We start from the raw sequence: 21500 nt of genomic DNA, 5'->3' as shown, positions 1-21500 counted from the left end.
TGAGGATGGCTTTACAGATTCTGCTTAACTTCGTCCTGGCATTCGCCTGGATGTTCATCACTGCTTCTTTCACACCGTCAGGGTTCGCGATCGGCTTCATCCTCGGACTCCTGCTGGTCATCTTGATGCGGCGCTTCTTCAGTCACCGCCTCTATTTGAGTCGTGTCTGGGCGATCATTTCACTGACAGTGCTGTTCTTGAAAGAATTGGTGTTATCGAGCTTCCAAGTTTTCCGGATCGTCATCCGGCCAAACTTGAACTTATCGCCGGCGATTTTCGAACTCGAAACGGAACTGACCAATGATTGGGAAGTGACCTTATTGTCTGCACTGATCACACTAACACCCGGCACACTCGTCGTTGGGATCTCGGAAGATCAGACCCGTCTATACATCCATGCACTCGAGTTCGATAACGTAGAAGAATCGGTCGATTCAATCCGTAACACGTTCGAAAAAGCGATCCGGGAGGTGAGCCGCCCATGATGACCTTCTATTGGGCAGCCCTGCTGCTCGTGTCCGTCGCATTCGTTTTCCTGCTGTTCCGTCTGGTCAAAGGACCGACAACCGCAGACCGTGTCGTGGCACTCGATGCGCTGGGCATTTCATTAATCTCGATGATCGCCTTATTGTCCATGCTTTATGACACGGGATATTTCCTTGAAGTCATCTTGCTCCTGTCTATTCTGTCTTTCATCGGCACAACAGCTTTTGCGAAGTTTTTAGAGAGAGGAGAGATTTTCGATCGTGATGACCATCGCTAACATTCTCATCGTCTTTCTCATCAGCACTGGCGTCATTTTCAGCCTTGTAACGGCTCTTGGCTTAGTCCGGTTTCCGGATGTCTATACACGTATCCATGCCGCTTCAAAAAGCGCTACACTGGGCGTGATGAGCATCCTGCTCGGTGTCTTCCTGCACTTCCTGATGATTGAGGGGATTTTCAGCCCGCAATTGATCATCGCACTGATTTTCTTGTTCATCACATCACCGGTCGCAGGTCATATGATCGGCCGTGCGTCCTACATGACGGGAATTCCGGTTGCGGATGAAACCGTTCAGGATGACCTATCGAGAGTCGTGGAAGAGAAGAAAAAACAAAATTGAAACGAACCCATGATAAAAGGCCTTGGAAATCAAATTGATTTCCAGGGCCTTTTTTCCTTATTAGTTTTGTAATTTATCCACGAATGTCGCGAGTGTTCTGACCATGATACCCGTGCCGCCTTTCGGTCCGAAATCGTGTGCGGACGGAGCGGCGGAAGTGCCGGCGATATCCAAATGGATCCAAGGAGTGCCCTCTGCGAATTCCCCGACGAAGCCACCACCGAAAATCATATGGCCATCGCGACCCGGTGAGTTGTTCAAGTCCGCGACATCGCTCTTACGGATGCGTTTCTTATCGCTCTCCGTCAGTGGCAAACGCCAGACGAATTCTCCCGTATCGACAGAAGCTGCAAGGAATGTTTCAAAGAATGCTTCGTCGTTCGTCAGTGCACCCGTCTTGTCCATGCCAAGCGCCACGATGACGCCACCTGTCAATGTCGCAACGTCGACGATCTGCGTTGCACCCAATTGCTTCGCATACGTGACTGCATCAGCCAATACAAGACGGCCTTCAGCATCCGTATTCAAGATTTCGATGGTCTTGCCGCTAAGTGACGTGATGACATCGTCCGGCTTGAAGGCATCACCCGAAATCATGTTGTCAGTCGAGCCGATGACAGCGATGACGTTCTTCGCAGGCTTCAGCTCACCGATGATGCGCATTGCACCAAGGACCGCTGCAGCGCCGCCCATATCACCTTTCATTCCGACGATGCCGTCTTTCGGCTTGATCGAGTAACCGCCCGTATCGAACGTGACACCCTTCCCGACAAGCGCGACAGGATCTTCGAAGGATTCCGTCCCTTTGTATTTCATGACGATCAGGCGTGGCTCTTCGACCGAACCTTGGTTGACCGCAAGAATGGCACCCATGCCAAGCTCTTCCATTTCCTTCTTGCCGAGGATTTCCGTCTCGATGCCGTATGCTCCCCCAAGTTCACGTACGTAGTCAGCTAGCGCAGTAGCCGTCAAGATGTTACCTGGAAGGTTGACGAGCGTCCGCGCTTCGTTCACAGCTTCTCCGTATACACGGCCGACTGTCGCTGCCTGCTCGAGTTCCGCTGGCTCATCCGCAAACAGGACAAGGTTCTCCAAAGTGACTTCCGCCTCGTTCGATGTCGTTCTGTAGTCTGCAAAACGATAGCCGCCCATTGTCAGACCTTCAGCTGCAAGATACGCCACTTCTTCCGCTTCCACTTCTCCTCCGACGAACGATTCCACATAGACCGCTGCCGTCTTCACTTTCTCTTTCAGCAACTGTTTACCGGCAAGACCGAATGCGGAACGAATCCCTTCTTCCGTCAACTTCTTACGGTCGTTCAAGCCGACAAACAAGACGCGCGGAATGTCTCCTGTTAATGCCGGATAGATCGTCAGCGACGTCGTATCATATGTAAGGCCATCCTTGATCCAATCGGCAAGCTTGCCATCAAAACGCTCAGCGAACGTCTCCCAGCCTTCCACATTTTCCGGATGGCGGCTCAAGCCCACGATCAGCAAGTCCGCTTTCGTTTGTGCATCCATGTTCTGTACGTTGATTTTCATCTTTCATGCCCCCTATTCATTCTCTTCTTTTTCAGTGTAGCACGCTTTTTCAGAATTTAGTAGTTCGATAGCCGAAATAATAGCGGATGCTTAGAGGAAAAGGCAATGTGGTATACTACTAGTACATCTTTGTTCATGAAAGGTTGTCTGCAGATGGAAATTTTCTCGAATATCCCACTTATGACAGCGTTATTCGCTGTATTTTTTGCGCAATTCATCAAAATTCCAATCCTCTTTCTGGTGACGCGCCAGCTCGACTGGAAAATCTTCACCTCTACAGGTGGGATGCCGAGTTCACATTCTGCAGCTGTAACGGCACTGACGACAGCAGTAGGAATCGAATACGGTGTCGATTCGACGATTTTTGCGGTCGCCGTCATGTTCGCGGTCATCACGATGTATGATGCGACCGGCATCCGCTTCCAAGCCGGACAGCAAGCGATCACTATCAACAAAATGCGAAACGACCTTAATTTGTTCATGCAGGAAACACGCGCGTGGGCAGATAAGAATGAAGACCAAAAAATTGAGGAGCTGAAGACGTTGCTCGGCCACAAGCCAAGTGAAGTGTTCGTCGGTGCGTTGACCGGTATTGCGATTGCATTCGTCTTCCAGTTGTTCGTTTGATCAAAAAGCACTAGAAAGAGGGCAAGTGGCGATCGAATCGCCACTTGCCCTCTTTGTTTTCGTGCTGCTCCGACTTCCGTCAGAACATCCGGTAACCCATTTTACGCAAGATCTTCATGACAATCCCCGAGGTGATCGCCCCTGCAAACCCTGCAAGCAAGATCGAGATGTCGACGACCGTCAAATTCCCGAGTGTTTCCCAAAGCATGGAGAACGATTCTCCTGCATTCGTGAAGTAATCGAAGATGCCGACATCGTCAATAACGAAGATGATGACGACCGGATAGATGACGGCCATAAGCCACGTCATCCGTAGTAACATATTCAGCAAAAAGCCGATTCCGAAAAACATGACGAAAAATAAAAGCATTGAAATGACCAATTGGATGATACTAAAAGTTTCCATGAATGATAACCTCCGCTGTTCCTTTCCTCAGTTTACCCGAAAAAAAAGAGGCTTTCAATGAAACGATTCATAATTCATCGCTTTGTCACAGAGCCGGCAGTTGTGGGAAATTTCTTTTCGTCATACGGGTCTGCGCAACAAATGAAAAAACTGCCTCGCTGCGTCAGAAACGACGACGCTGCAGGGCAGTTTTCGGAACGATTATAAGACGTTGAATTTCCCTTTTTTCAGAACGAGACCAGCGCCGCCAATCATGTAAAGCGCGCGGTTGTCGATCATTTTCTTCATGAATGAAGCTTTCTTGCCTGTCACTTTCTTGCCACCGAAAACGTCGCCAATCGCGTCGTCATGGCCAAGTGAACAAACTGTCCCTTTTAGGTCTGGAACGAATGTGTGTGTATCTGTTCCATCGACAAGCGCTTTGATGTTCTTCGCTGCTTGAACACCTTGCTGCATTGCGATTTGAGCAGTTGGCGGGTACGGACGGTTAACCGCTTCGTTGATCATTAGTGCACAGTCTCCAACGATGAAGACATCGCTGTAGCCTGGAGCGCGAAGGTCTTTGTCGACTTTGACGCGTGCACGCATGCTTTCGATCGGAGTCGCTTCGATCAAACGGTTTCCGCGAACACCAGCAGCCCATACGACTGTACCGGCTTTGATGAATTCAAATTCGTCGTCGCCTTTTTTGATGTTGACGCCTTCAGGAGTCGCTTCGACAACCGGCGTGCCGATCGAGAATTCGATTCCTTTCGATTCCAATTGGCCCACTGCGTAGTTTACAAGTTCCGGATCGAATCCTGGAAGAACCATCGGAGCCGCTTCTACACAAAGCACGCGAACTTTTTCACGCGGTACGTCGAACTCTTTGCAAAGTTCAGGTACACGGTTTCCAAGCTCACCAAGGAACTCGATGCCTGTGAAGCCTGCACCTCCAACAATGATTGTCAGACGATCGTCGTTTTTCACTTCTTCAGTCGACCATGTCGCGAATTGGAATTCGATATGTTCACGAATGTAACGCGCCGCTTTCACGTTCGCGATGGACAAAGCATATTTGTCCAATCCTTCGATTCCAAATGTCTCTCCTTCGAATCCTAGGCCGATGACCAAGTAATCATATGTAAAGACGCCATTGTCTGTCTTGACACTTTTACCTTCCACATCAATCGCTTCAACTGTCGCTTGGACGAATTTCACTTTGACGCTGTCGATGACATCTTTGATATCGTAACGGACATCTTCAGGTTTCATCGTACCTGCTGCAGCTTCGTGCAACCAAGTACTCTCATAGTGATAGTCGTTCTTGTTGATCAGCGTGATGTCAGCTGCATCCGCTCCAAATTCTTTTTGCAAATTGACTACAGTAGATAATCCACCATACCCAGCACCTAATACTAAAATTGACGGTCTTTTCAACACAATCGCAACCACCTTCGGCTCTTATTTTCAAAATCAGAAATTTGTGACACTCGTGTCGCAGTCCCTGATAAATGTCTACACTCTATCTTAGACCTTTTACCCCTATATTTCAACTGAATCATGTTTAATTAAGAGCTTTCTTTTCAAGTTGTAAATCCAGTCATACAAACAATGAAAGCGCAAACAAAAAAACCTCTCCGGCAACTTCCATTGCCAGAGAGATCTGAATTAACAGTTTTCAGGTGTACCGGTTTTCTTCGCTGTACGGAAGCTCGTCCCGCACCCACATGAAGCGATTGCATTCGGATTGTTGATTGTGAAGCCTCCACCCATCAATGATTGCTTGTAGTCAACGATCGTGCCGTTTAAGATCGGTGCGTCGTCTCTTGCGATCAAGATTTGTAGGTCGTGCTGTTCGTATAGATCGTCATCAGCACCGCGTTCTTTCTCGAAGCCCATGCCGTACGTCAATCCGCTGCATCCTCCGCCGTTCACTGCCACTCGAAGAAATGCACCTTCTTCGCCGTTATGGCGCATCATCTCTTTTACATGGACCGATGCTGCTTCAGTGATTTCAACAACTTGTGTCGTTTGTGTCATCCGTATCAACCTCCTGCTTCTATAGTATCAATTCCAGCCAGATGAATTCAAGCGCACTGACTTCGAAAACTTTATAAAAAAAAGGCCCCTTACAGGCCTATTCATTAAAACACTTGCTCTACTTCAACGATGCCTGGTACTTCTTCTACCAACGCACGTTCAATTCCTGCTTTTAAAGTGATTGTCGAGCTCGGGCAGCTACCGCATGCGCCAAGCAGACGAAGTTTTACGATACCGTCCTCGATGTCAACCAATTCACAGTCTCCACCGTCACGCAAAAGGAAAGGGCGCAATTTATCCAATACTTCACTTACTTGTTCTTCCATCAAAGCTTCAGTCATTTTTATCGACTCCTTTCATTATAATCATTATAATGTGAATGAGAACAAAAAGCCACTATAGAATTCCAAGGAGGTTCAAGAAAATGACAAAAGAAATTGCTATTGAAGTTTACGGTGCCGACATCGTTTGCGCCAGCTGTGTAAATGCCCCATCTTCCATTGATACATACGAATGGCTGGAAGCTGCCATTTCACGCAAGTACAAAGACCAGCCATTTTCAATTACGTACATCGATATTGAGAAACCGCAAGAAGATGAACGCCGCCAGGATTACATTAATCGCATCCAAGAAGATGAATTTTTCTATCCGCTCGTCCTCGTCGAAGGGGAAGTCGTCGGTGAAGGCTATGTGCAATTGAAGCCAGTCTACAAAGAGCTCGAGAAGCACGGCTTTTCCGCGGAAGGCTGATTTCGGCTATAGACATTTGGACCGTTTTCGTTCGCGAAAACGGTCTTTTTAGTGTTTGTTTGTAGAAGCAGCGAAGCGGTGCAACGGTTTTTCATGCTTCGAAGCTAGCGAAGCGATGCAGAAGCAGAAGCAGGAGCAGTTGGTTGCAGAATAATTGATTTGGTTGCGCAGTTTCTCGATTTAGTTGCGTTATTATCGGTTCGGTTGCGTTATTCCGTCATACAGTCACTGCTTCTGCGCCGAAGCAAAGCACCGCATCCCCTCTTCACTAAAAAACAGCCGGAGAAAAGGAATTCCTTTTCTCCGGCTGTTCCATATGAAGTCACCCGTTATGCCATTTGTACATCCATAGTACGCCTGATTTCATCAGACGTGCGATGCGTCCTGTAACGGTACGGTCGGCAAGATACGCGAAACCTTGTTTTTGTCCGAGCGAGCCAAGGAAGCCTTTCAGCTTGATTTCCGGCATCTTCTCCGGAAGCGGTTCACTCCGCCACATCGCTTTCAGAATTTTGACGATCTGTTCCGCCTGTTCTTCTGCGAGCTGCGCAGAAGGTGCCATCGGAAGTCCCGCACAGTCCCCGACGACATATACGTTCTCATCGGTCGGTAATTGGTGGTACTGGTTGATAACGACACGACCGCTTCCATCGCTTTCAAGGTTCAGGTCACGGACAACTTTCACTGTCTGAATTCCTGCTGTCCATACGACAGCATCGACCGGAATCACTTCTTCGTGATTATAAAGCTTGTTCTGTTCGACTTTCGTGATGTTGGCGTTCGATACGACCTCGACATCATGGTTATCGAACCATTTCTTGACGTAATTGCTGAGCCGTTCCGGGAAATCACGCAAAATACGCGGGCTCCGGTCGAACAATTTGATCTGCAGATCTCCGCGGCTTTCGCGCAGTTCACTTGCCAGTTCGATTCCGCTCAGTCCAGCACCGACGATTCCCACAATCGCATCAGATGGCAAACCAAGAAGCTCGTTGTACGTCTTGCGTGAGTTGCCGATCGTCTGGATGCTGTGTGTGAACTCTTCCGCTCCTGGAACGCCGTGATATTTGTCTTCACAGCCAAGTCCGATGACAAGGTCGTCATATGCCACTTCTTGACCGTTCCCTAAATAAACACGCTTCTCTTCAAGACCAATGCGCGAGATTTCGGCGTTGATGATCGTCAAGCGATCACTCTCCGGGAAATCTACACGTACTTCCTGGTCGGATGAAGTTCCTGCTGCCAGCGCATAAAATTCTGTCTTCATGCTGTGGAACGGCGTCCGGTCGATTAAAATGATTTCCGTATCAAGTGGCAAGTTATTCGGTAATAACCGCAGCAATATGCGCATATTTCCGTATCCGCCACCAAGCAAAACTAATTTTCGCATAAAAATCTCCTTATCTACTCTGCTTTTTTCTCCATTAAGAGTATAGCTGATTGTGAGAAGTTTCACAATGGCTTTTCGCGAAATCAATTGTTTGACGCAAGCTTCCAAAAACGGTAGGATTTCTATTGAACGAGGTGACTATATCCCATGAATCCGATTGTTGAATTTTGCATCAGCAACCTCGCGAATGGTGCCCAGTCCTGTTTTGAGGAATTGGAGAAAGACCCTTCCTTGGATGTGCTGGAATACGGTTGTCTGAGCTATTGCTCCACTTGTGCAGAGACTTTATTCGCACTCGTCAACGGCGAAATCGTCGAAGCCGAGACCCCAGAAGAACTGACCCGGAAAATCTACGAATTCATCGAAGAAAATCCGTTGTTTTAAGCCGTCCGTGACGGCTTTTTTCTATGTCAGCATTCCTGCTGCACCACTTTTCATATTACTTCCCACTCCTCCAGATTTTCAATCGTCCAGGTCGGTGGAACATCTTTAGTGAGTACATCTTCCATCCTGCTCACGCCCGTATTAACGTGAATTGTATCGATGCCGAACCGGATCCCCGCCAAAATGTCTGTATCATAATTATCCCCGACCATGACCATCTCATCCTTCCGGAAGCCGTGCTCATGGCGGATCGCTTCAAGCATATGTGACTCAGGCTTTCCAATGAAAATCGGGTCTACACCCGTCGAAGTCGAAATGAGTGCAGTAAACGCACCGTTCCCCGGCAGGAAGCCGCGCTCTGATGGAAATGCCACATCACGGTTGGTCGACAAGAACGTCGCACCGTTCCGGATATCGAGACACGCCTGTGCAAGCTTGTCGTAGGAGATGCCCCAGTCGAGGCCAGTGACGACGATGTCTGCGTTTCTCTCCACACAACTGATGCCTTCAGCACGAAGCGCTTCTCCCATGGCATCCGTCCCGATGAAATAGACGGACTTCCCTGCGTACCAGCGGTGGATGTATTTCGCAGCCGTGATAGCCGATGACAGAATGCACTCCGGATCCGCTGTGATTCCGAAGTTCGCAAGCCTCTCACATAACTGCGCTTGTGTTTTCGACGCGTTGTTCGTGACATAAAATGGCTCGATGCCTTTGTCCTGCAGACGGCGGACGAAATCTGCTGCGTGTTCGATCGACTGCTCGCCGCGGTAGATCGTCCCGTCGACATCGAGACAGTATGCTTTATATGCTTTCATTGTTACCCTCCGGCAAGAACGCCGAAACCGCTCCCAATTCGTGTTCCACGTAATGCTCCACTTTCGGGCGGAATTGCTTCAGCGCATCCAGGTTGCGTGCAAACACTTCCTGGATCTGTGCTTGATCGATTTTCATGAATTCGCGCACCAGCATTTTCCGCACGCTGATGACGTCTTTCAGCGGCGCATCCATTTCTTTAGAAATGACTTTTTCATCAACAAGAATATCGACGATGTCATCATAGCTTCCAGGATCCCGCATGATGAAGCCGTCGATCATCGTATTTCCAACGTCGATGATCGATTCGATCGTGTTCAACGCCAAACGCTCGAGCGCCAGGCGGCTCTCCAGCCCTTCCCATGCGCCGTTCTTCTCTTCGAACAGCGCTAATAGTTCACTCATATGTGCCAATGTTTCACTGATTTTATTTCGGTCGACAAAGTACATGTGTATTCCTCCTAGCTGTTACCTTCCACTTCATCATATCATAAAGAAGCCCTTTCATCAGTGCCGGACACCGGTTCTATACGTATGTCTATTCCACGTTTTCGGATGCATTTCAGCCAAATAAAAAAAGCCCTTGAAACAGATCATCCTTCTGCTTCAATGGGCGCTTCCTTCAATTCGTTCACTGGCTCTTCCGCCTGCTCTTCTACAGGTTTCGGTGCTTTCCCTGTCTTCTTGATGACGAAATAGGCACAACCAAAATTGCAGTATTCGTACAAGTAATCCTGCAACGTACTGATTTTCGTGTCATAGGTCGCTTTTTGGCTCGCGTCATCGAAGAATCCTTTGAGCCGCAGCTGGCCATAACCCCAGTCACCTAGAATATAATCGTATTTCGACAAAATTTCACTATATCGCTTCAATAGCGCTTCTTCCTGGAATCCATCGCGGTAGTCCATGATTACTTCGTATTCATAACGGTCTAATATCGTCACTATCCATCACCATCCATGAGCCCATCCGAGCCCGTCTTGTTCAATACCGGAAACCGAATATTTCCCTTCTCCAAATGTACCATAGAGCGGCGCATAAAAAAAGGTCCAGAGCTCGTTGCTCCGGACCTTTTCATTCAAGCGTTCTTTCTTGCTTTCCCTTTGACCATCGCATTCGCGATGCTTGCGGCGAGTCCGCCCCATAAAATGACCATTCCAATGATCATGACGACGATAGCACTAACTGACATACGCTGCTCCCCCTTTATTCATCTTCTTTGAACTGTGCGTGGTCTTTATGCCATTTACCAATAGACAATAGAATTCCGATGACTAAAGCTCCAACTGCCACACCAACACCTGCGGTCAGGGTGAACATGTTCGTATAGCCTTCGTAGTTTCCTGTATCTGTCTCAAAGTTCTGACCGACGTTCAAGCGGATCAATCCGAACATCATGTAACCAAGAACAATTGGTGTCACGATGCCAAGACAGAATTTCCACCAGCCACCAAGCGGAATATCGGAGATCGCGTTTGCATGACCTTTCAGTACGTCCGCTTTTCTCAATACCCAAACGACCATAATGACTTCGACAAGACCAAGTGCAGCTACGCCGAACTGGTTGATGAAGTAATCGACGATATCAAGGAAGAAGAGACCGCCTTGTGTTGCGAATAAAATGGAAACAAGTGCTGCAAATCCACCGCCGAACAAAACAGCTGAGCGACGTTTTACGCCTAGTTTCTCACTGATTCCTGCAATATACGTTTCACAAATTGAAATTAACGAAGTGAAACCTGCAAGTGTTAAGGACAGGAAGAATAATGCCCCGAACAATCCATTCATCCCCGGGAACTGGTTGATGATCTGTGGGAATACGACGAATGCGAGTCCGACACCTGCAGACGCAACTTCTGCAACCGGGACATCAGCCTGTGTCGCCATAAATCCAAGTGCAGCAAAGACACCGATACCAGCTAACAATTCAAATCCTGAGTTCGCAAAACCTGTGATGAATGCGTTGTTCGTAATATCCGATTTCTTCGGAAGATAACTTGAATAAGTAATCATGATAGCAAATGCAATCGATAAACTAAAGAAGATATGACCATACGCGGCCACCCACACTTCAGGGTTCATAATGGCTGAAAAATCCGGTTTGAAGAATGCATCCAGACCAAGCATTGCTCCATCAAGTGTAACTGCGCGTATAACGACAATCAAGAAGACGACAACGAGTGTCGGTATGAAGATTCTGTTCGCTAATTCAATACCTTTCTTGACTCCTCCGAACAGGATTCCGAGTGTCACTAGCCAAACAATCGCAAGCGGAATGAAAATTCCCCAGACGATGCTTCCTGTCTGTCCAGGAGAAACTGTCAACTGAAGAAATTCATTAAACAAAAATCCTTCCGTATCTTCTCCCCAAGCCTGATTGAATGAAAAGATCGTATAACGCATCGACCATGCGATGATAACTGCATAGTAAACAGAAATGACAAACGATACCATAATCGCCCACCAGCCCATCCATTCCGCTTTCTTGCCACTCATTCTGAAGAATGACAGCGGAGCAGAACCGCGGTACTTATGGCCGATCGTGAACTCCATGATTAGAATCGGAATTCCGGCAGTTAACAATGCGAACAAATAAGGAATGAAAAAGGCACCCCCACCGTTTTCAAACGCTACATACGGAAATCGCCAGATGTTTCCTAAGCCGACCGCCGAACCAACCGCGGCCATAATAAAACCGGCACGCGTACCCCACTGCGAACGTTCCATATCTTTTCCCCCTTTTTTGATTCCAAAATTCCCCTGTAAAACAGTGATTTCGGTTTATTCAGATTATTTTATAATCTAGATTCAGTATACTAATCACCTGGTCCTAAGTAAAGATGATTTTTCTAAATTTTCTAAATAATTATTTCAAAAAAATAAAAAGAGGATAAGAACTAAGCTTATCCTCCCAAAATATTATTATGAATGTTTTTCTGAAATAGAACCTATTTTCGTCCACACAAGTAAAACAATCACTAGACATATTCCCACTGCCCCAAGAGAAAGCAAAAGTGATTCACTTAATCCCATGACCAAATACCCTGCTGCAGCGATTCCTGCTGCTGTCAGCGCATAAGGAATCTGCGTAACGACGTGATCCATCAAGTTGCTTCCCGCTCCAGTAGAAGACAGGATCGTCGTATCGGAAATCGGTGAACAGTGATCGCCGAAAACCGCACCGGCAAGTACAGCGGACAGCGAAGGCAGCAATAATTCAGGTGCCGCTTCAATCATGATGGTGCCGGCAATCGGGAGCAAGATCCCGAAAGAACCCCAGGAAGTCCCAGTGGAGAATGCCATGACTCCTGCCAGGATGAAGAGCAGTACCGGAAGAACCGCGATCGGCACATTGCTTGAAATCACCACATCAGCCAAGTATGCACCCGTCCCGAGCAGATCGATCAAATAAGTCAACGCCCAAGCGAAGACCAGGATCAACACAGCGCCAAGCATCGATTGGATGCCTGCGATGATCCCTTTGCCAATCCATTTTGGCTCGGCTGTTTTATTTTGTTTCATTTGCATCACATACAGGATGATTGATGTGATGGCACCGAGCAGACCGCCGATAAGCAATGAGGCCGGGACGTCGGTGTTCTCAAAAATCAGCCAGATATCGAAAACTTGATCAGCGTTCTGATAGCCTGTCCAGCCCATTGCTGCAAGCGTCCCTGCAATCAGCAAAGCGATCGGCAGCAGCAGATCAATGATGCGGCCGTGTGAGTGCGTCGGGAAAGTTTCCTTCAATTCCCCTGGAATATCTTTTTCGGGATCGAACAGCTGGCCTTGTGCGGCTGCCATTTCATGCTTTCTCATCGGTCCGATATTCGTATCGGTCCAAGCAACGAAAAAGACGATGACCAATGATGCGATTACATAAAAGTTCATCGGTGCCATCCACAGGAAGGCTTCCAGTGCGGAATACTCGACAAAACTTTGCCCTGCCAGTATCGTTGCCAGGATTCCAATGATTGCCGCGCCCCAGCTCGATACGGGAGCGACCACACAGATCGGCGCCGATGTCGAGTCGATGAAGTAGGCAAGCTTCGCACGGGACACTTTGTAGCGGTCCGTGATCGGGCGTGAGACCTGGCCGACCGTCAATGCATTGAAATAATCATCGATGAAGACGACGATGCCCAAAAAGACAGTCATCAGCTTTGCGCTGCGCTTCGTTTTGATTTTACCCGAGGCCCACTCCGCAAACGCCTGGCTGCCTCCGGACAACGAAACAAAGGCAGTGATGATTCCCAGAAGCAGTAAGAATAGGATGATGAAAACATTATACGCATTGAACCCGCCGTCCCAGAAAGATACAGCGAATGAATTGAACACTTCCCTCAATGTTCCCACCGGTGAAAATGCCGTTAAAATAAGTGCTGCAGAAATGATCCCTATCCCCAGTGACAATAGCACACGGCGCGTCAGCAAGACCATAACGATCGCAATGATCGGTGGCAGGATTGTAAAAATAGTATTTTCCATGTTGTTCTCCTTTTCTTTTTACTAGGATGCGAGGCAACAAAAAAAGCCGCTTCCCAAAAATGGAGAAGCCGGCTTTTTACAATTCGTTTGGTTAATCAAACTATTGTGTAGCTCTCCATTTGTGTCTCGCACAAATGACAGTGGCATCCTTCTTCAGAATACCCCCAGCCCGTTCCTGTTGACACAGAAAACAGACTTCGGCGATTCGACCTTTCCATTGCATTCCTCGCTGTCGTGCTCCTGCAATGTACTGATCCGTCTCGCGGCCTCTACCCATCTTTATAAAATTCTTCCATAGCATATCAACTATCCGGCCCGAAATCAAGGGGTTCACATATGTCTTACTTTTCAGTATATTCGAGCGCTTCCCTTCGGAAATATTCCTTGAAAACATCTCGCAGAAATTCCGGCATAAAATAGGTCTTTTCCGCTTGTTTCATGACCGGGAAAAAATAGCCAAATGTATACATATCGAGTGTCATCAGCCGGTAAACCCGTTTTCTGTCGACCGGTTCACCAGCAACATGAAGTACATCTCCCTGCATCCCAAAATTCACACGGATCATTTTTCCGAACACTTTTCCGCGGAACCCCATTCCTTTCAGTTCAAGCTTCTCCCATTCTTCGTTAAGAGACTCGTGGTAGACGCCCTCCAGCTCTTCACCGGTCAGGAAAATGAGGCACGGATTGATCGGATGCGGCAACAATTGGTGGAAATCGTAATGGGTCAATTCTCCACTTGGCAGATCCTTCATGAAAAGCCCGGCATTGAACAAAGCACAATCCGATTCTGCAAACTCCGATAGCGCTGCACCGAACAAACCGGCGAGCTCGGATTCGTTGAACCAATCGGCCTCCAGCACGTGCCGGTTCCAGAATACCGGCTCGGACAATTGCTCACGGCTCTCTTCCATCAATTGTTCATCGTACACTTTGCCGTCTCCCGGAAGGTTATCCGTTTCAATTAGTTCTGCCTTCATATCGAAAAGTGTCGGTTCGATTTGGATATGGCCAATATACTGACCGAATTTCCCCGCTGCACCAAGCAGCGTATTGCCGATCCATTTGCCTTTTCGAAATACGTGATGCGTATGTGCACCGAGTATAATATCCAGATCCGGACACAGCTCCGCCAGCGCTTCATCGGATTTGACACCGAGATGCGACAGGCAGATTAGGAAATCGACTTGGCCTTTCAAATGCTGGACTGCTTGCTGGATCGCCTTCTTCCCGTCCGTTACTTGCCAGCCAAGACGCTCGTAGAACGGTGTGAACTCTGCTGTTGCCCCGATGAGACCGATCCGTTTTCCAGCGTTCGTTTCGATAATATGATAAGGCTTTGCCCAGTCCGGCCGTTCCCCGAATGCATCGAAGAGATTGGCTAGGACGACCGTGAACTGTGCGTCAGCGTATAACTGGTCGAGATCCGCTTTTGCGAATGTGATTCCTTCATTATTGCCGATTGTCACGGCATCATAGCCTGCTTCACTCAGCAATTCCACATTGCCTTTTCCGGACGTGCCTTCCGTGAATGGGTGCGACCGATCCGCATGATCACCGATATCGAGCACAAGACAAAAATCCCCTTGCGCTTCATGGAATTTCCGTCGCTCTTCCAGAAATGCATGGATAGCAGGCCAAGATGTGAAATGACTATGCAAATCGTTCGTATGATAGATGTGTATCGTTTCCCTCATCTGCATCACCTCTTAAGTTCCAAAAAGTCCTTGATAAATCGAACGCAAACCGAAAATAAGCAGCGCCAGGCGCAAAATGATGACGAGCGTATCCGAATTCAACTGCTTGTTCAAACGTGCACCGAGCTTTGCACCGATATAAGCACCTGGGACGATTGCGAAAGCATAGACCCATGGCACGTTACCGAGAGAAATATGTGTGATCGAATTGACAATCGACGTCAGGAAGACCATGAACATCGACGTACCGACCGCGACGTGTGGCGGGAATAGGAATAATAGAATCATCGCCGGAACGATGATCGAGCCTCCACCGATTCCGAACAGGCCGGATGCGAAACCGACAAAGAACGTCAACAGGAGTGCGAACCAAAGCGGATAGCCGAACACATGGGTCACGCCTTGGTTGTCCGTGAATGTAGAAGTCCGGCCATTTTTCACGAACCACTGCACTTTTTTCAGTTTATCGCGGACAAGTAGCAGAATTGCCAAAAATACGAGGAGAATACCGAAATAGAGATTGAATGATGGCAAATCCAAGTTCTTGTTCACGAATGCGCCGACAATCGTCCCCGGTGCACTTCCGGCGAAAAACACAAAACCGCTCCGGTAATCGACCGTCTTCACTTTCACATACGATAACGTCGATGAAAGTCCGATGAAGATCATCATCACGACAGACAAGCCGACAATTTTCTGCGGACCGAGGTCCGGGAAGAATTCGAATGTGCTTCCAAGGAACAGGAGTGCCGGCACGAGAATGACGCCTCCCCCGAGCCCGATGAGCGCTCCCAGTGTCCCTGCAGCGACGCCGATCAGCGCCATTATGAGATAGATCATTCTAAGTCACCATCGAATAAATCAAGCTGCTTCGGCGCGAGGTCTGTATAAGTCAGACCGTTCTGCTTCTGAAATGCTTTCGCATTCGCCGCCGCGTGTCCGCCGGAGTTGTTGTTGAAGATGACGTACACATTGTCCGTCTTTTTCTTCAGTTCCCCTACAGCTGCACTGATTTCTTTCAATTCTTTCTCATTGTAATCGTATAAATATCGTACTTCGCGCCATTGATCACCTTTTGCCGGAGCTAACCAACCGTGGACGTTACGTCCGTGCAAACGGAACAGCACTTTATCGGCACGGCTCGACAGCGGGACGAGCGGAATCGAGCCATCGCCCGCCTGTGGTTCATCACAAACGGAGTGAATCAAACCGTTTTCACGCAGGAATTCAACTGTCTTCTCAGCCATGCCGTCCCTGTACCACGATTGGTGGCGGAACTCGATCGCGAGGTCGAACTCGCGCAATCTGCCCGTGATGTCCCGGATGATGTCGACATTTTCTTTGACACAATCAAACCAAGGTGGGAACTGCAGCAGCACCATCGCGAGCTTTCCTGCTTCCTTCAGTGGACGGATTGATTTGATGTATGCTTCGAACATCTCCTCACGGCTCTCAAACGGCATCTTGCCACGCTGATGCCCTGTCATGCCCTGATATGCTTTCACGACGAACTGGAACGACTCAGGCGTCTCTGTAATCCATTTTCGGATATTGCGCTCCGGCTGGACAGCGTAAAACGCTGAATCAAGCTCCACGATCGGAAAATGTGCGCTATAGTCTTCCAATTTATTTTTAGAATTCGGCTGATACACATCTGGATGGTCGCCCCATCCTGTCAATCCGACATAAATCATTGTCCAGGCCCCCGCTTCATTGAACTCATTATTATTTCATTATCATAGCATAATGGACCACCGAACGTACCTCCGACTAACTTTTCGGAACGAAAAAGAGAACCTGCAACGGCTCCTAATGAGTCATCGCAGATTCCCTTATTCATTTCATCGATTCGGGAAGTGGAACCGGTAATTAACCGATCGATCCTTCCATCTCGAACTTGATAAGACGGTTCATTTCGACCGCATATTCCATCGGCAATTCTTTCGTGAACGGCTCGATGAAGCCCATGACGATCATTTCAGTCGCTTCTTGTTCAGAAACACCACGGCTCATCAAGTAGAACAATTGCTCTTCCGATACCTTCGAAACTTTCGCTTCGTGCTCCAATGAAACGTTGTCGTTCAGGATTTCATTGTAAGGGATCGTATCAGATGTCGATTGGTTGTCCATGATGAGCGTATCACACTCGATGTTCGAACGTGCGCCGTCCGCCTTGCGTCCGAAACGGACGATTCCACGGTAAGAAACTTTCCCGCCTTGTTTCGAAATCGATTTCGAAACGATCGAAGAAGAAGTGTTCGGTGCAAGGTGGATCATTTTCGCGCCTGCATCCTGGTGTTGGCCCTTACCTGCGATAGCGATTGACAGAGTCATGCCACGTGCGCCTTCGCCGCGCAGATAAACTGCAGGGTATTTCATTGTCAATTTCGAACCAATGTTGCCATCGACCCATTCCATCGTACCGTTCGCATCCACGAATGCGCGTTTCGTTACAAGGTTATAGACGTTGTTCGCCCAGTTTTGGATCGTTGTGTAACGGCAATATGCGTCTTTTTTGACGATGATCTCAACAACCGCTGAGTGAAGTGAGTTCGTTGTGTAGACCGGAGCTGTACAACCTTCCACGTAGTGAACGCTTGCGCCTTCATCCACGATGATGAGTGTACGTTCGAACTGCCCCATATTTTCTGAGTTGATACGGAAGTATGCTTGCAGCGGAGCTTCCACTGTCACGCCTTTTGGCACGTAGATGAACGATCCGCCTGACCATACTGCTGTGTTGAGTGCTGCAAATTTGTTGTCAGCAGCCGGAATGACTGTCTGCCAATATTCACGGAACAGGTCCTCGTTCTCTGCGAGCGCTGCATCTGTATCTTTGAAGACGATGCCCATGTCCGTAAGTTCCTGTTTCATATTGTGGTAAACGACTTCCGACTCATATTGAGCGGATACACCAGCCAAATATTTTTGCTCTGCTTCAGGAATTCCAAGCTTGTCAAACGTCTGTTTGATTTCGTCCGGTACTTCATCCCATGAAGTTTGGCTCATTTCCGAAGGTTTTACATAATACGTGATTTCATCGAAATCAAGTGCGCTCAGATCGCCGCCCCATAGTGGCATAGGCATTGAGTAGAACATCTTCAATGCTTTCAGGCGCGAGTCGAGCATCCATTCAGGTTCTTCCTTGATTGAAGAGATCTCTCTTACGATATCTTCTGTCAATCCACGCTTCGATCTGAAGACAGATACGTCTTTGTCGTGGAAACCATATTTATAATCGCCGATTTCTGGCATTTTCTTCGCCATCGTCGTTCCTCCATTCTATTAGTTACGATTCTTCTCCACTTTGTACGCCACGCTCCATCGCTTTCCAAGCGAGTGTTGCACATTTGATGCGGGCTGGGAATTGAGAGACGCCTTGCAATGCTTCGATATCCCCTAGGTCGATCGAATCGTCGTAATCTTTGCCGAGCATCATGTCGGAAAAGATGTTGGACAGTTGCAGTGCCGTATCGACGTCTTTCCCTTTGACCGCCTGCGTCATCATCGAAGCCGAGGCCATAGAGATTGAACATCCTTCCCCATCGAACTTAGCGTCCGCCACTTTGCCGTCTTCGACTTTCAACGTCAAGTGAATGCGGTCGCCGCACGTTGGGTTATTCATGTCGATCGTAATATGATTTTCTTCCAGTGTTCCTTTGTTTCTCGGAGTTTTGTAATGATCCATGATCACTTGACGATACAATTGATCCAAGTTATTAGAAGACATCTTTGAAATACTCCTTTGCGATGCGCAGACCGTCTACAAGACGATCGACATCCGCTTCCGAATTATAAAGATAGAAGCTTGCACGGGCTGTCGCTGTAACATCCAGCCATTTCATCAGCGGCTGTGCACAATGGTGACCGGCGCGAACCGCTACACCATGCATGTCCAGCACTGTCGCAAGGTCATGCGGGTGTACACCGTCAAGGTTGAACGTGACAATTCCCGCACGCTGTTCAGGATCGGCTGGACCGTAAATGTTCAGCCCTTCAATCGTGCTCATTCTATCCATGGCATATGCAGCCATCTCGTGCTCATGTCGCTCGATATTGTTCAGCCCGACCTCCGTGAGGAAATCGATTGCTGCACCAAGACCGACAGCGCCAGCGATGATCGGTGTTCCACCTTCGAATTTCCAAGGCAGTTCCTTCCACGTTGAATCATATAAGCCAACGAAGTCGATCATCTCTCCTCCAAATTCAACCGGTTCCATTGCATTCAGCAATTCCTTCTTGCCGTACAACACGCCGATACCAGTCGGTCCGACCATCTTGTGGCCGGAAAATGCGAAGAAGTCACAGTTCAGTTCTTGTACATCGATCTTCAAGTGTGGCGCTGCTTGCGCACCATCAACGACCATAACCGCGCCGTGTTGGTGTGCAATCTCAGCGACTTCCTTGACTGGGTTCATCGTACCGAGAACGTTCGAGACGTAAACCATCGAAACGATTTTCGTCCGCTCCGTAATCGCTGCTCGAACTTGCTCAAGGGAAATGGTTCCATCCTCTTCAAGTTCGATGTATTTCAGAACAGCTCCGCGCTCTTTCGCCAACTGTTGCCATGGAATGATATTGGAATGGTGCTCCATATACGTGATGACGATTTCATCGCCCTCTTCCACGTTCGCACGGCCATAGCTTTGCGCAACAAGGTTGATCGCAGTCGTCGTCCCGCGGAGGAAAATAACCTCTTCCGTGGAACGCGCATTGATGAAGTTGCGGACTTTCTCGCGTGCACCTTCGTACTTCTCAGTCGCACGGTTCCCGAGTGTATGCACACCACGGTGAACGTTGGAGTTGTCCAGTTCGTAATATGCCTTCATCGCCTCAATCACTTGCACCGGCTTCTGGGAAGTCGCTGCACTGTCGAGATAGACGAGTGGATGGCCGTTAATTTCCTGGTTCAGGATCGGAAAATGCTTTTTAATCTCTTTGTTGATCATCAGCGGACTTTCCTTTCGATAACCTCCGTCAATTGCTTTTTGACGCCTTCAATTGGCAATACCCGTACAACAGGTGCCAAGAAGCCGTGAATCACAAGACGTTCAGCTTCCTGTTTAGTAATCCCGCGGCTCATCAAGTAGTAAAGCTGCAATGGATCTACACGGCCGACCGATGCTGCGTGGCCTGCAGTTACATCATCTTCGTCAATTAAAAGAATCGGATTTGCGTCACCGCGTGCTTCCGGGCTCAACATTAAGACCCGTGATTCCTGCTCTGCGTTGGAACGCGTCGCACCGTGCTCGATTTTGCCGATTCCGTTGAAGATGGAAGATGCTGCATCTTTCATAACGCCATGCTTCAAGATCTGACCATCAGAGTCTTTGCCCCAATGAACGACTTTCGTCGTGAAGTTTTGTTTCTGTGACCCTCGGCCGACTACAACCATTTTCGTGTCGCCGACTGAGTTGTCGCCCACAAGGTGAGTTACGTTCTCAGAAATTGTGTCGCTGTCGTTCATCATACCGAGCGCCCATTCAATGCGCGCGTCACGGCCAGCAACTCCGCGGCGGTTCACATATGTTGTGAAACCTTTCGCGAGTACATCTACAGCACCGTAAGTGATCTGTGCATTGTCTTCCGCGAATACTTCAGAAACGATGTTCGCTTGGCCTTTTGCTTCTTCAACTGTCGAGTAGTAGTTCTCGACGTAAGTCACTTGGCTGCTCGTGTCTGCGACTACGATGACGTGGTTGAACAATGACACTTGCTCGTCGTCGTGGAAGAAGACAACTTGTACAGGCTCTTCAACTACTACGTTTTTCGGAACATAAAGGAATGCTCCACCGTTCATCAACGCAGCGTTCAAAGCTGTCAATTTGTGCTCATCCGTTTTCACGCCGTTTGTCATGAAGTACTTTTGCACAAGCTCTCCGTGTTCGCGGAGTGCTGTGAAAATATCCGTCAAGATAACGCCCTGTCCTGCAAGCTCAGGTGATACACGTGAAAACGCTGCTGTGTTGTTGTGTTGGATGTAAAGGTTCTTCTGTTCAAGATCTACAATAGAACGAAGGTTTTCATCCAATTGCTCAATCGAATCGAACTTCGTGCTTTCGACTGAATGAACTGGATAATCCGTAAAGTTCCAGTTCACGATCTTTGTTTTATCTGGTTTTGGAAGCGCTAGTTTTTCCGCTTCTGCAAACGAGCGAAGGCGCAGCTCAGTAAACCATGCCGGTTCACCGTTTCTTTCTGAAAAGGAGCGCAGCTCTTGCTCGGTCATTTTTAAGTTTGTTTCAACCGTCATGCCAGTCTCTCCCTT

General features: G+C 48.3%; 25 protein-coding genes and 1 riboswitch. Of the genes, 6 read left to right on the top strand and 19 right to left on the bottom strand.

Going from position 1 to position 21500, the window contains the following annotated elements; genetic code table 11:
• Positions 1-5 precede the first annotated feature (5 nt).
• Genes GIW82_RS12285 through mnhG form a run of 3 tightly spaced genes read left to right on the top strand, consistent with a single transcriptional unit; the run spans position 6 to position 1106 of the window.
• The gene (locus tag GIW82_RS12285; protein ID WP_154750229.1) at positions 6-485 is read left to right on the top strand and encodes a Na+/H+ antiporter subunit E; all 480 of its coding nucleotides are present in this window, start codon (positions 6-8) and stop codon (positions 483-485) included.
• On the top strand, positions 482-763 hold the full coding sequence (locus tag GIW82_RS12280) for a Na(+)/H(+) antiporter subunit F1 (RefSeq protein WP_154750228.1): 282 nt from the start codon (positions 482-484) through the stop codon (positions 761-763). Before GIW82_RS12285 ends, GIW82_RS12280 begins: the two co-directional genes overlap by 4 nt.
• Complete coding sequence (mnhG, locus tag GIW82_RS12275) at positions 750-1106, top strand: monovalent cation/H(+) antiporter subunit G (protein WP_154750227.1); 357 nt, start codon at positions 750-752, stop codon at positions 1104-1106. The genes GIW82_RS12280 and mnhG overlap by 14 nt, the downstream gene beginning before the upstream one ends.
• Before the next feature lie 60 nt (positions 1107-1166).
• Here mnhG and GIW82_RS12270 read toward each other — a convergent pair whose 3' ends face one another.
• Entirely contained in the window at positions 1167-2651 is a 1485-nt protein-coding gene (locus GIW82_RS12270) for a leucyl aminopeptidase (protein WP_154750226.1), read from the bottom strand.
• A 153-nt stretch (positions 2652-2804) separates the two neighbouring features.
• Here GIW82_RS12270 and GIW82_RS12265 point away from each other — a divergent pair, with 153 nt between their 5' ends.
• Positions 2805-3278 carry a divergent PAP2 family protein gene (locus tag GIW82_RS12265; protein WP_154750259.1) on the top strand — a complete coding sequence of 158 codons (474 nt, stop codon included), beginning with the start codon at positions 2805-2807 and terminating at the stop codon, positions 3276-3278.
• A gap of 79 nt (positions 3279-3357) precedes the next feature.
• Here the strand turns inward: GIW82_RS12265 and GIW82_RS12260 are convergent, their stop codons facing one another.
• The 4 genes from GIW82_RS12260 to GIW82_RS12245 form a co-directional block, all read right to left on the bottom strand.
• A complete protein-coding gene (locus GIW82_RS12260) occupies positions 3358-3684 on the bottom strand; it encodes a YuiB family protein (protein WP_154750225.1) in 327 nt (108 codons plus the stop codon).
• A 201-nt stretch (positions 3685-3885) separates the two neighbouring features.
• Positions 3886-5103, bottom strand: coding sequence for an NAD(P)/FAD-dependent oxidoreductase (locus GIW82_RS12255; protein WP_154750258.1), 1218 nt, complete (start codon positions 5101-5103; stop codon positions 3886-3888).
• A gap of 231 nt (positions 5104-5334) precedes the next feature.
• Positions 5335-5706, bottom strand: coding sequence for a HesB/IscA family protein (locus tag GIW82_RS12250; RefSeq protein ID WP_154750224.1), 372 nt, complete (start codon positions 5704-5706; stop codon positions 5335-5337).
• Between the two features lie 104 nt (positions 5707-5810).
• Positions 5811-6047 carry a NifU family protein gene (locus GIW82_RS12245; RefSeq protein WP_154750223.1) on the bottom strand — a complete coding sequence of 79 codons (237 nt, stop codon included), beginning with the start codon at positions 6045-6047 and terminating at the stop codon, positions 5811-5813.
• A gap of 83 nt (positions 6048-6130) precedes the next feature.
• Here GIW82_RS12245 and GIW82_RS12240 point away from each other — a divergent pair, with 83 nt between their 5' ends.
• Positions 6131-6457: a YuzD family protein gene (locus GIW82_RS12240; protein ID WP_154750222.1), complete on the top strand. Its 327-nt coding sequence runs from the start codon at positions 6131-6133 to the stop codon at positions 6455-6457.
• Positions 6458-6779: 322 nt separating this feature from the next.
• On the opposite strand, the gene GIW82_RS12235 is transcribed toward GIW82_RS12240, so the two are convergent.
• The gene (locus GIW82_RS12235) at positions 6780-7847 is read right to left on the bottom strand and encodes an NAD(P)/FAD-dependent oxidoreductase (protein WP_154750221.1); all 1068 of its coding nucleotides are present in this window, start codon (positions 7845-7847) and stop codon (positions 6780-6782) included.
• 147 nt (positions 7848-7994) lie between these two features.
• Between GIW82_RS12235 and GIW82_RS12230 the strand changes: the two genes are divergently transcribed.
• Positions 7995-8231, top strand: a complete 237-nt coding sequence (locus GIW82_RS12230; RefSeq protein ID WP_154750220.1) for a YuzB family protein — start codon at positions 7995-7997, stop codon at positions 8229-8231.
• Positions 8232-8281: 50 nt separating this feature from the next.
• On the opposite strand, the gene GIW82_RS12225 is transcribed toward GIW82_RS12230, so the two are convergent.
• The 13 genes from GIW82_RS12225 to sufD form a co-directional block, all read right to left on the bottom strand.
• Positions 8282-9049, bottom strand: a complete 768-nt coding sequence (locus GIW82_RS12225; protein ID WP_154750219.1) for a TIGR01457 family HAD-type hydrolase — start codon at positions 9047-9049, stop codon at positions 8282-8284.
• The gene (locus GIW82_RS12220; RefSeq protein WP_154750218.1) at positions 9036-9497 is read right to left on the bottom strand and encodes a DUF86 domain-containing protein; all 462 of its coding nucleotides are present in this window, start codon (positions 9495-9497) and stop codon (positions 9036-9038) included. Before GIW82_RS12220 ends, GIW82_RS12225 begins: the two co-directional genes overlap by 14 nt.
• A gap of 143 nt (positions 9498-9640) precedes the next feature.
• Positions 9641-9991, bottom strand: a complete 351-nt coding sequence (locus GIW82_RS12215; RefSeq protein WP_370456223.1) for a YutD family protein — start codon at positions 9989-9991, stop codon at positions 9641-9643.
• A gap of 134 nt (positions 9992-10125) precedes the next feature.
• Positions 10126-10239: a methionine/alanine import family NSS transporter small subunit gene (locus GIW82_RS12210; protein ID WP_154750217.1), complete on the bottom strand. Its 114-nt coding sequence runs from the start codon at positions 10237-10239 to the stop codon at positions 10126-10128.
• 14 nt (positions 10240-10253) lie between these two features.
• Entirely contained in the window at positions 10254-11774 is a 1521-nt protein-coding gene (locus GIW82_RS12205) for a sodium-dependent transporter (RefSeq protein WP_154750216.1), read from the bottom strand.
• Positions 11775-11969: 195 nt separating this feature from the next.
• The gene (locus GIW82_RS12200; RefSeq protein ID WP_154750215.1) at positions 11970-13535 is read right to left on the bottom strand and encodes a Na+/H+ antiporter NhaC family protein; all 1566 of its coding nucleotides are present in this window, start codon (positions 13533-13535) and stop codon (positions 11970-11972) included.
• Between the two features lie 100 nt (positions 13536-13635).
• A riboswitch (Lysine riboswitch) is annotated at positions 13636-13815 on the bottom strand.
• 61 nt (positions 13816-13876) lie between these two features.
• Positions 13877-15232: a bifunctional metallophosphatase/5'-nucleotidase gene (locus tag GIW82_RS12195; protein WP_154750214.1), complete on the bottom strand. Its 1356-nt coding sequence runs from the start codon at positions 15230-15232 to the stop codon at positions 13877-13879.
• A 12-nt stretch (positions 15233-15244) separates the two neighbouring features.
• The gene (locus GIW82_RS12190) at positions 15245-16072 is read right to left on the bottom strand and encodes a sulfite exporter TauE/SafE family protein (protein WP_154750213.1); all 828 of its coding nucleotides are present in this window, start codon (positions 16070-16072) and stop codon (positions 15245-15247) included.
• Positions 16069-16926 carry a DUF72 domain-containing protein gene (locus GIW82_RS12185; protein WP_154750212.1) on the bottom strand — a complete coding sequence of 286 codons (858 nt, stop codon included), beginning with the start codon at positions 16924-16926 and terminating at the stop codon, positions 16069-16071. The genes GIW82_RS12190 and GIW82_RS12185 overlap by 4 nt, the downstream gene beginning before the upstream one ends.
• 175 nt (positions 16927-17101) lie before the next feature.
• On the bottom strand, positions 17102-18499 hold the full coding sequence (gene sufB / locus GIW82_RS12180; protein ID WP_154750211.1) for a Fe-S cluster assembly protein SufB: 1398 nt from the start codon (positions 18497-18499) through the stop codon (positions 17102-17104).
• Between the two features lie 22 nt (positions 18500-18521).
• A complete protein-coding gene (gene sufU, locus GIW82_RS12175) occupies positions 18522-18962 on the bottom strand; it encodes a Fe-S cluster assembly sulfur transfer protein SufU (RefSeq protein ID WP_154750210.1) in 441 nt (146 codons plus the stop codon).
• Positions 18952-20181: a cysteine desulfurase gene (locus GIW82_RS12170; RefSeq protein ID WP_154750209.1), complete on the bottom strand. Its 1230-nt coding sequence runs from the start codon at positions 20179-20181 to the stop codon at positions 18952-18954. The genes sufU and GIW82_RS12170 overlap by 11 nt, the downstream gene beginning before the upstream one ends.
• A complete protein-coding gene (gene sufD, locus GIW82_RS12165) occupies positions 20181-21485 on the bottom strand; it encodes a Fe-S cluster assembly protein SufD (protein ID WP_154750208.1) in 1305 nt (434 codons plus the stop codon). Before sufD ends, GIW82_RS12170 begins: the two co-directional genes overlap by 1 nt.
• Positions 21486-21500: the final 15 nt, after the last annotated feature.

Source organism: Planomicrobium sp. YIM 101495, assembly GCF_009707665.1.
Taxonomy (GTDB): domain Bacteria; phylum Bacillota; class Bacilli; order Bacillales_A; family Planococcaceae; genus Planococcus.
This window is presented reverse-complemented; position numbering and strand designations above follow the sequence as displayed.

Coding starts and splice junctions, on each gene's coding strand:
- GIW82_RS12205 (WP_154750216.1), bottom strand. CDS start 11,774: ATGGAACGTTCGCAGTGGGGTACGCGTGCCGGTTTTATTATGGCCGCG.
- GIW82_RS12220 (WP_154750218.1), bottom strand. CDS start 9,497: ATGTACTTTGTCGACCGAAATAAAATCAGTGAAACATTGGCACATATG.
- GIW82_RS12285 (WP_154750229.1), top strand. CDS start 6: ATGGCTTTACAGATTCTGCTTAACTTCGTCCTGGCATTCGCCTGGATG.
- GIW82_RS12210 (WP_154750217.1), bottom strand. CDS start 10,239: ATGTCAGTTAGTGCTATCGTCGTCATGATCATTGGAATGGTCATTTTA.
- sufU (WP_154750210.1), bottom strand. CDS start 18,962: ATGTCTTCTAATAACTTGGATCAATTGTATCGTCAAGTGATCATGGAT.
- GIW82_RS12195 (WP_154750214.1), bottom strand. CDS start 15,232: ATGAGGGAAACGATACACATCTATCATACGAACGATTTGCATAGTCAT.
- mnhG (WP_154750227.1), top strand. CDS start 750: ATGACCATCGCTAACATTCTCATCGTCTTTCTCATCAGCACTGGCGTC.
- GIW82_RS12170 (WP_154750209.1), bottom strand. CDS start 20,181: ATGATCAACAAAGAGATTAAAAAGCATTTTCCGATCCTGAACCAGGAA.
- GIW82_RS12260 (WP_154750225.1), bottom strand. CDS start 3,684: ATGGAAACTTTTAGTATCATCCAATTGGTCATTTCAATGCTTTTATTT.
- GIW82_RS12235 (WP_154750221.1), bottom strand. CDS start 7,847: ATGCGAAAATTAGTTTTGCTTGGTGGCGGATACGGAAATATGCGCATA.
- GIW82_RS12185 (WP_154750212.1), bottom strand. CDS start 16,926: ATGATTTATGTCGGATTGACAGGATGGGGCGACCATCCAGATGTGTAT.
- sufD (WP_154750208.1), bottom strand. CDS start 21,485: ATGACGGTTGAAACAAACTTAAAAATGACCGAGCAAGAGCTGCGCTCC.
- GIW82_RS12200 (WP_154750215.1), bottom strand. CDS start 13,535: ATGGAAAATACTATTTTTACAATCCTGCCACCGATCATTGCGATCGTT.
- GIW82_RS12280 (WP_154750228.1), top strand. CDS start 482: ATGATGACCTTCTATTGGGCAGCCCTGCTGCTCGTGTCCGTCGCATTC.
- sufB (WP_154750211.1), bottom strand. CDS start 18,499: ATGGCGAAGAAAATGCCAGAAATCGGCGATTATAAATATGGTTTCCAC.
- GIW82_RS12250 (WP_154750224.1), bottom strand. CDS start 5,706: ATGACACAAACGACACAAGTTGTTGAAATCACTGAAGCAGCATCGGTC.
- GIW82_RS12230 (WP_154750220.1), top strand. CDS start 7,995: ATGAATCCGATTGTTGAATTTTGCATCAGCAACCTCGCGAATGGTGCC.
- GIW82_RS12265 (WP_154750259.1), top strand. CDS start 2,805: ATGGAAATTTTCTCGAATATCCCACTTATGACAGCGTTATTCGCTGTA.
- GIW82_RS12225 (WP_154750219.1), bottom strand. CDS start 9,049: ATGAAAGCATATAAAGCATACTGTCTCGATGTCGACGGGACGATCTAC.
- GIW82_RS12245 (WP_154750223.1), bottom strand. CDS start 6,047: ATGACTGAAGCTTTGATGGAAGAACAAGTAAGTGAAGTATTGGATAAA.
- GIW82_RS12190 (WP_154750213.1), bottom strand. CDS start 16,072: ATGATCTATCTCATAATGGCGCTGATCGGCGTCGCTGCAGGGACACTG.
- GIW82_RS12270 (WP_154750226.1), bottom strand. CDS start 2,651: ATGAAAATCAACGTACAGAACATGGATGCACAAACGAAAGCGGACTTG.
- GIW82_RS12240 (WP_154750222.1), top strand. CDS start 6,131: ATGACAAAAGAAATTGCTATTGAAGTTTACGGTGCCGACATCGTTTGC.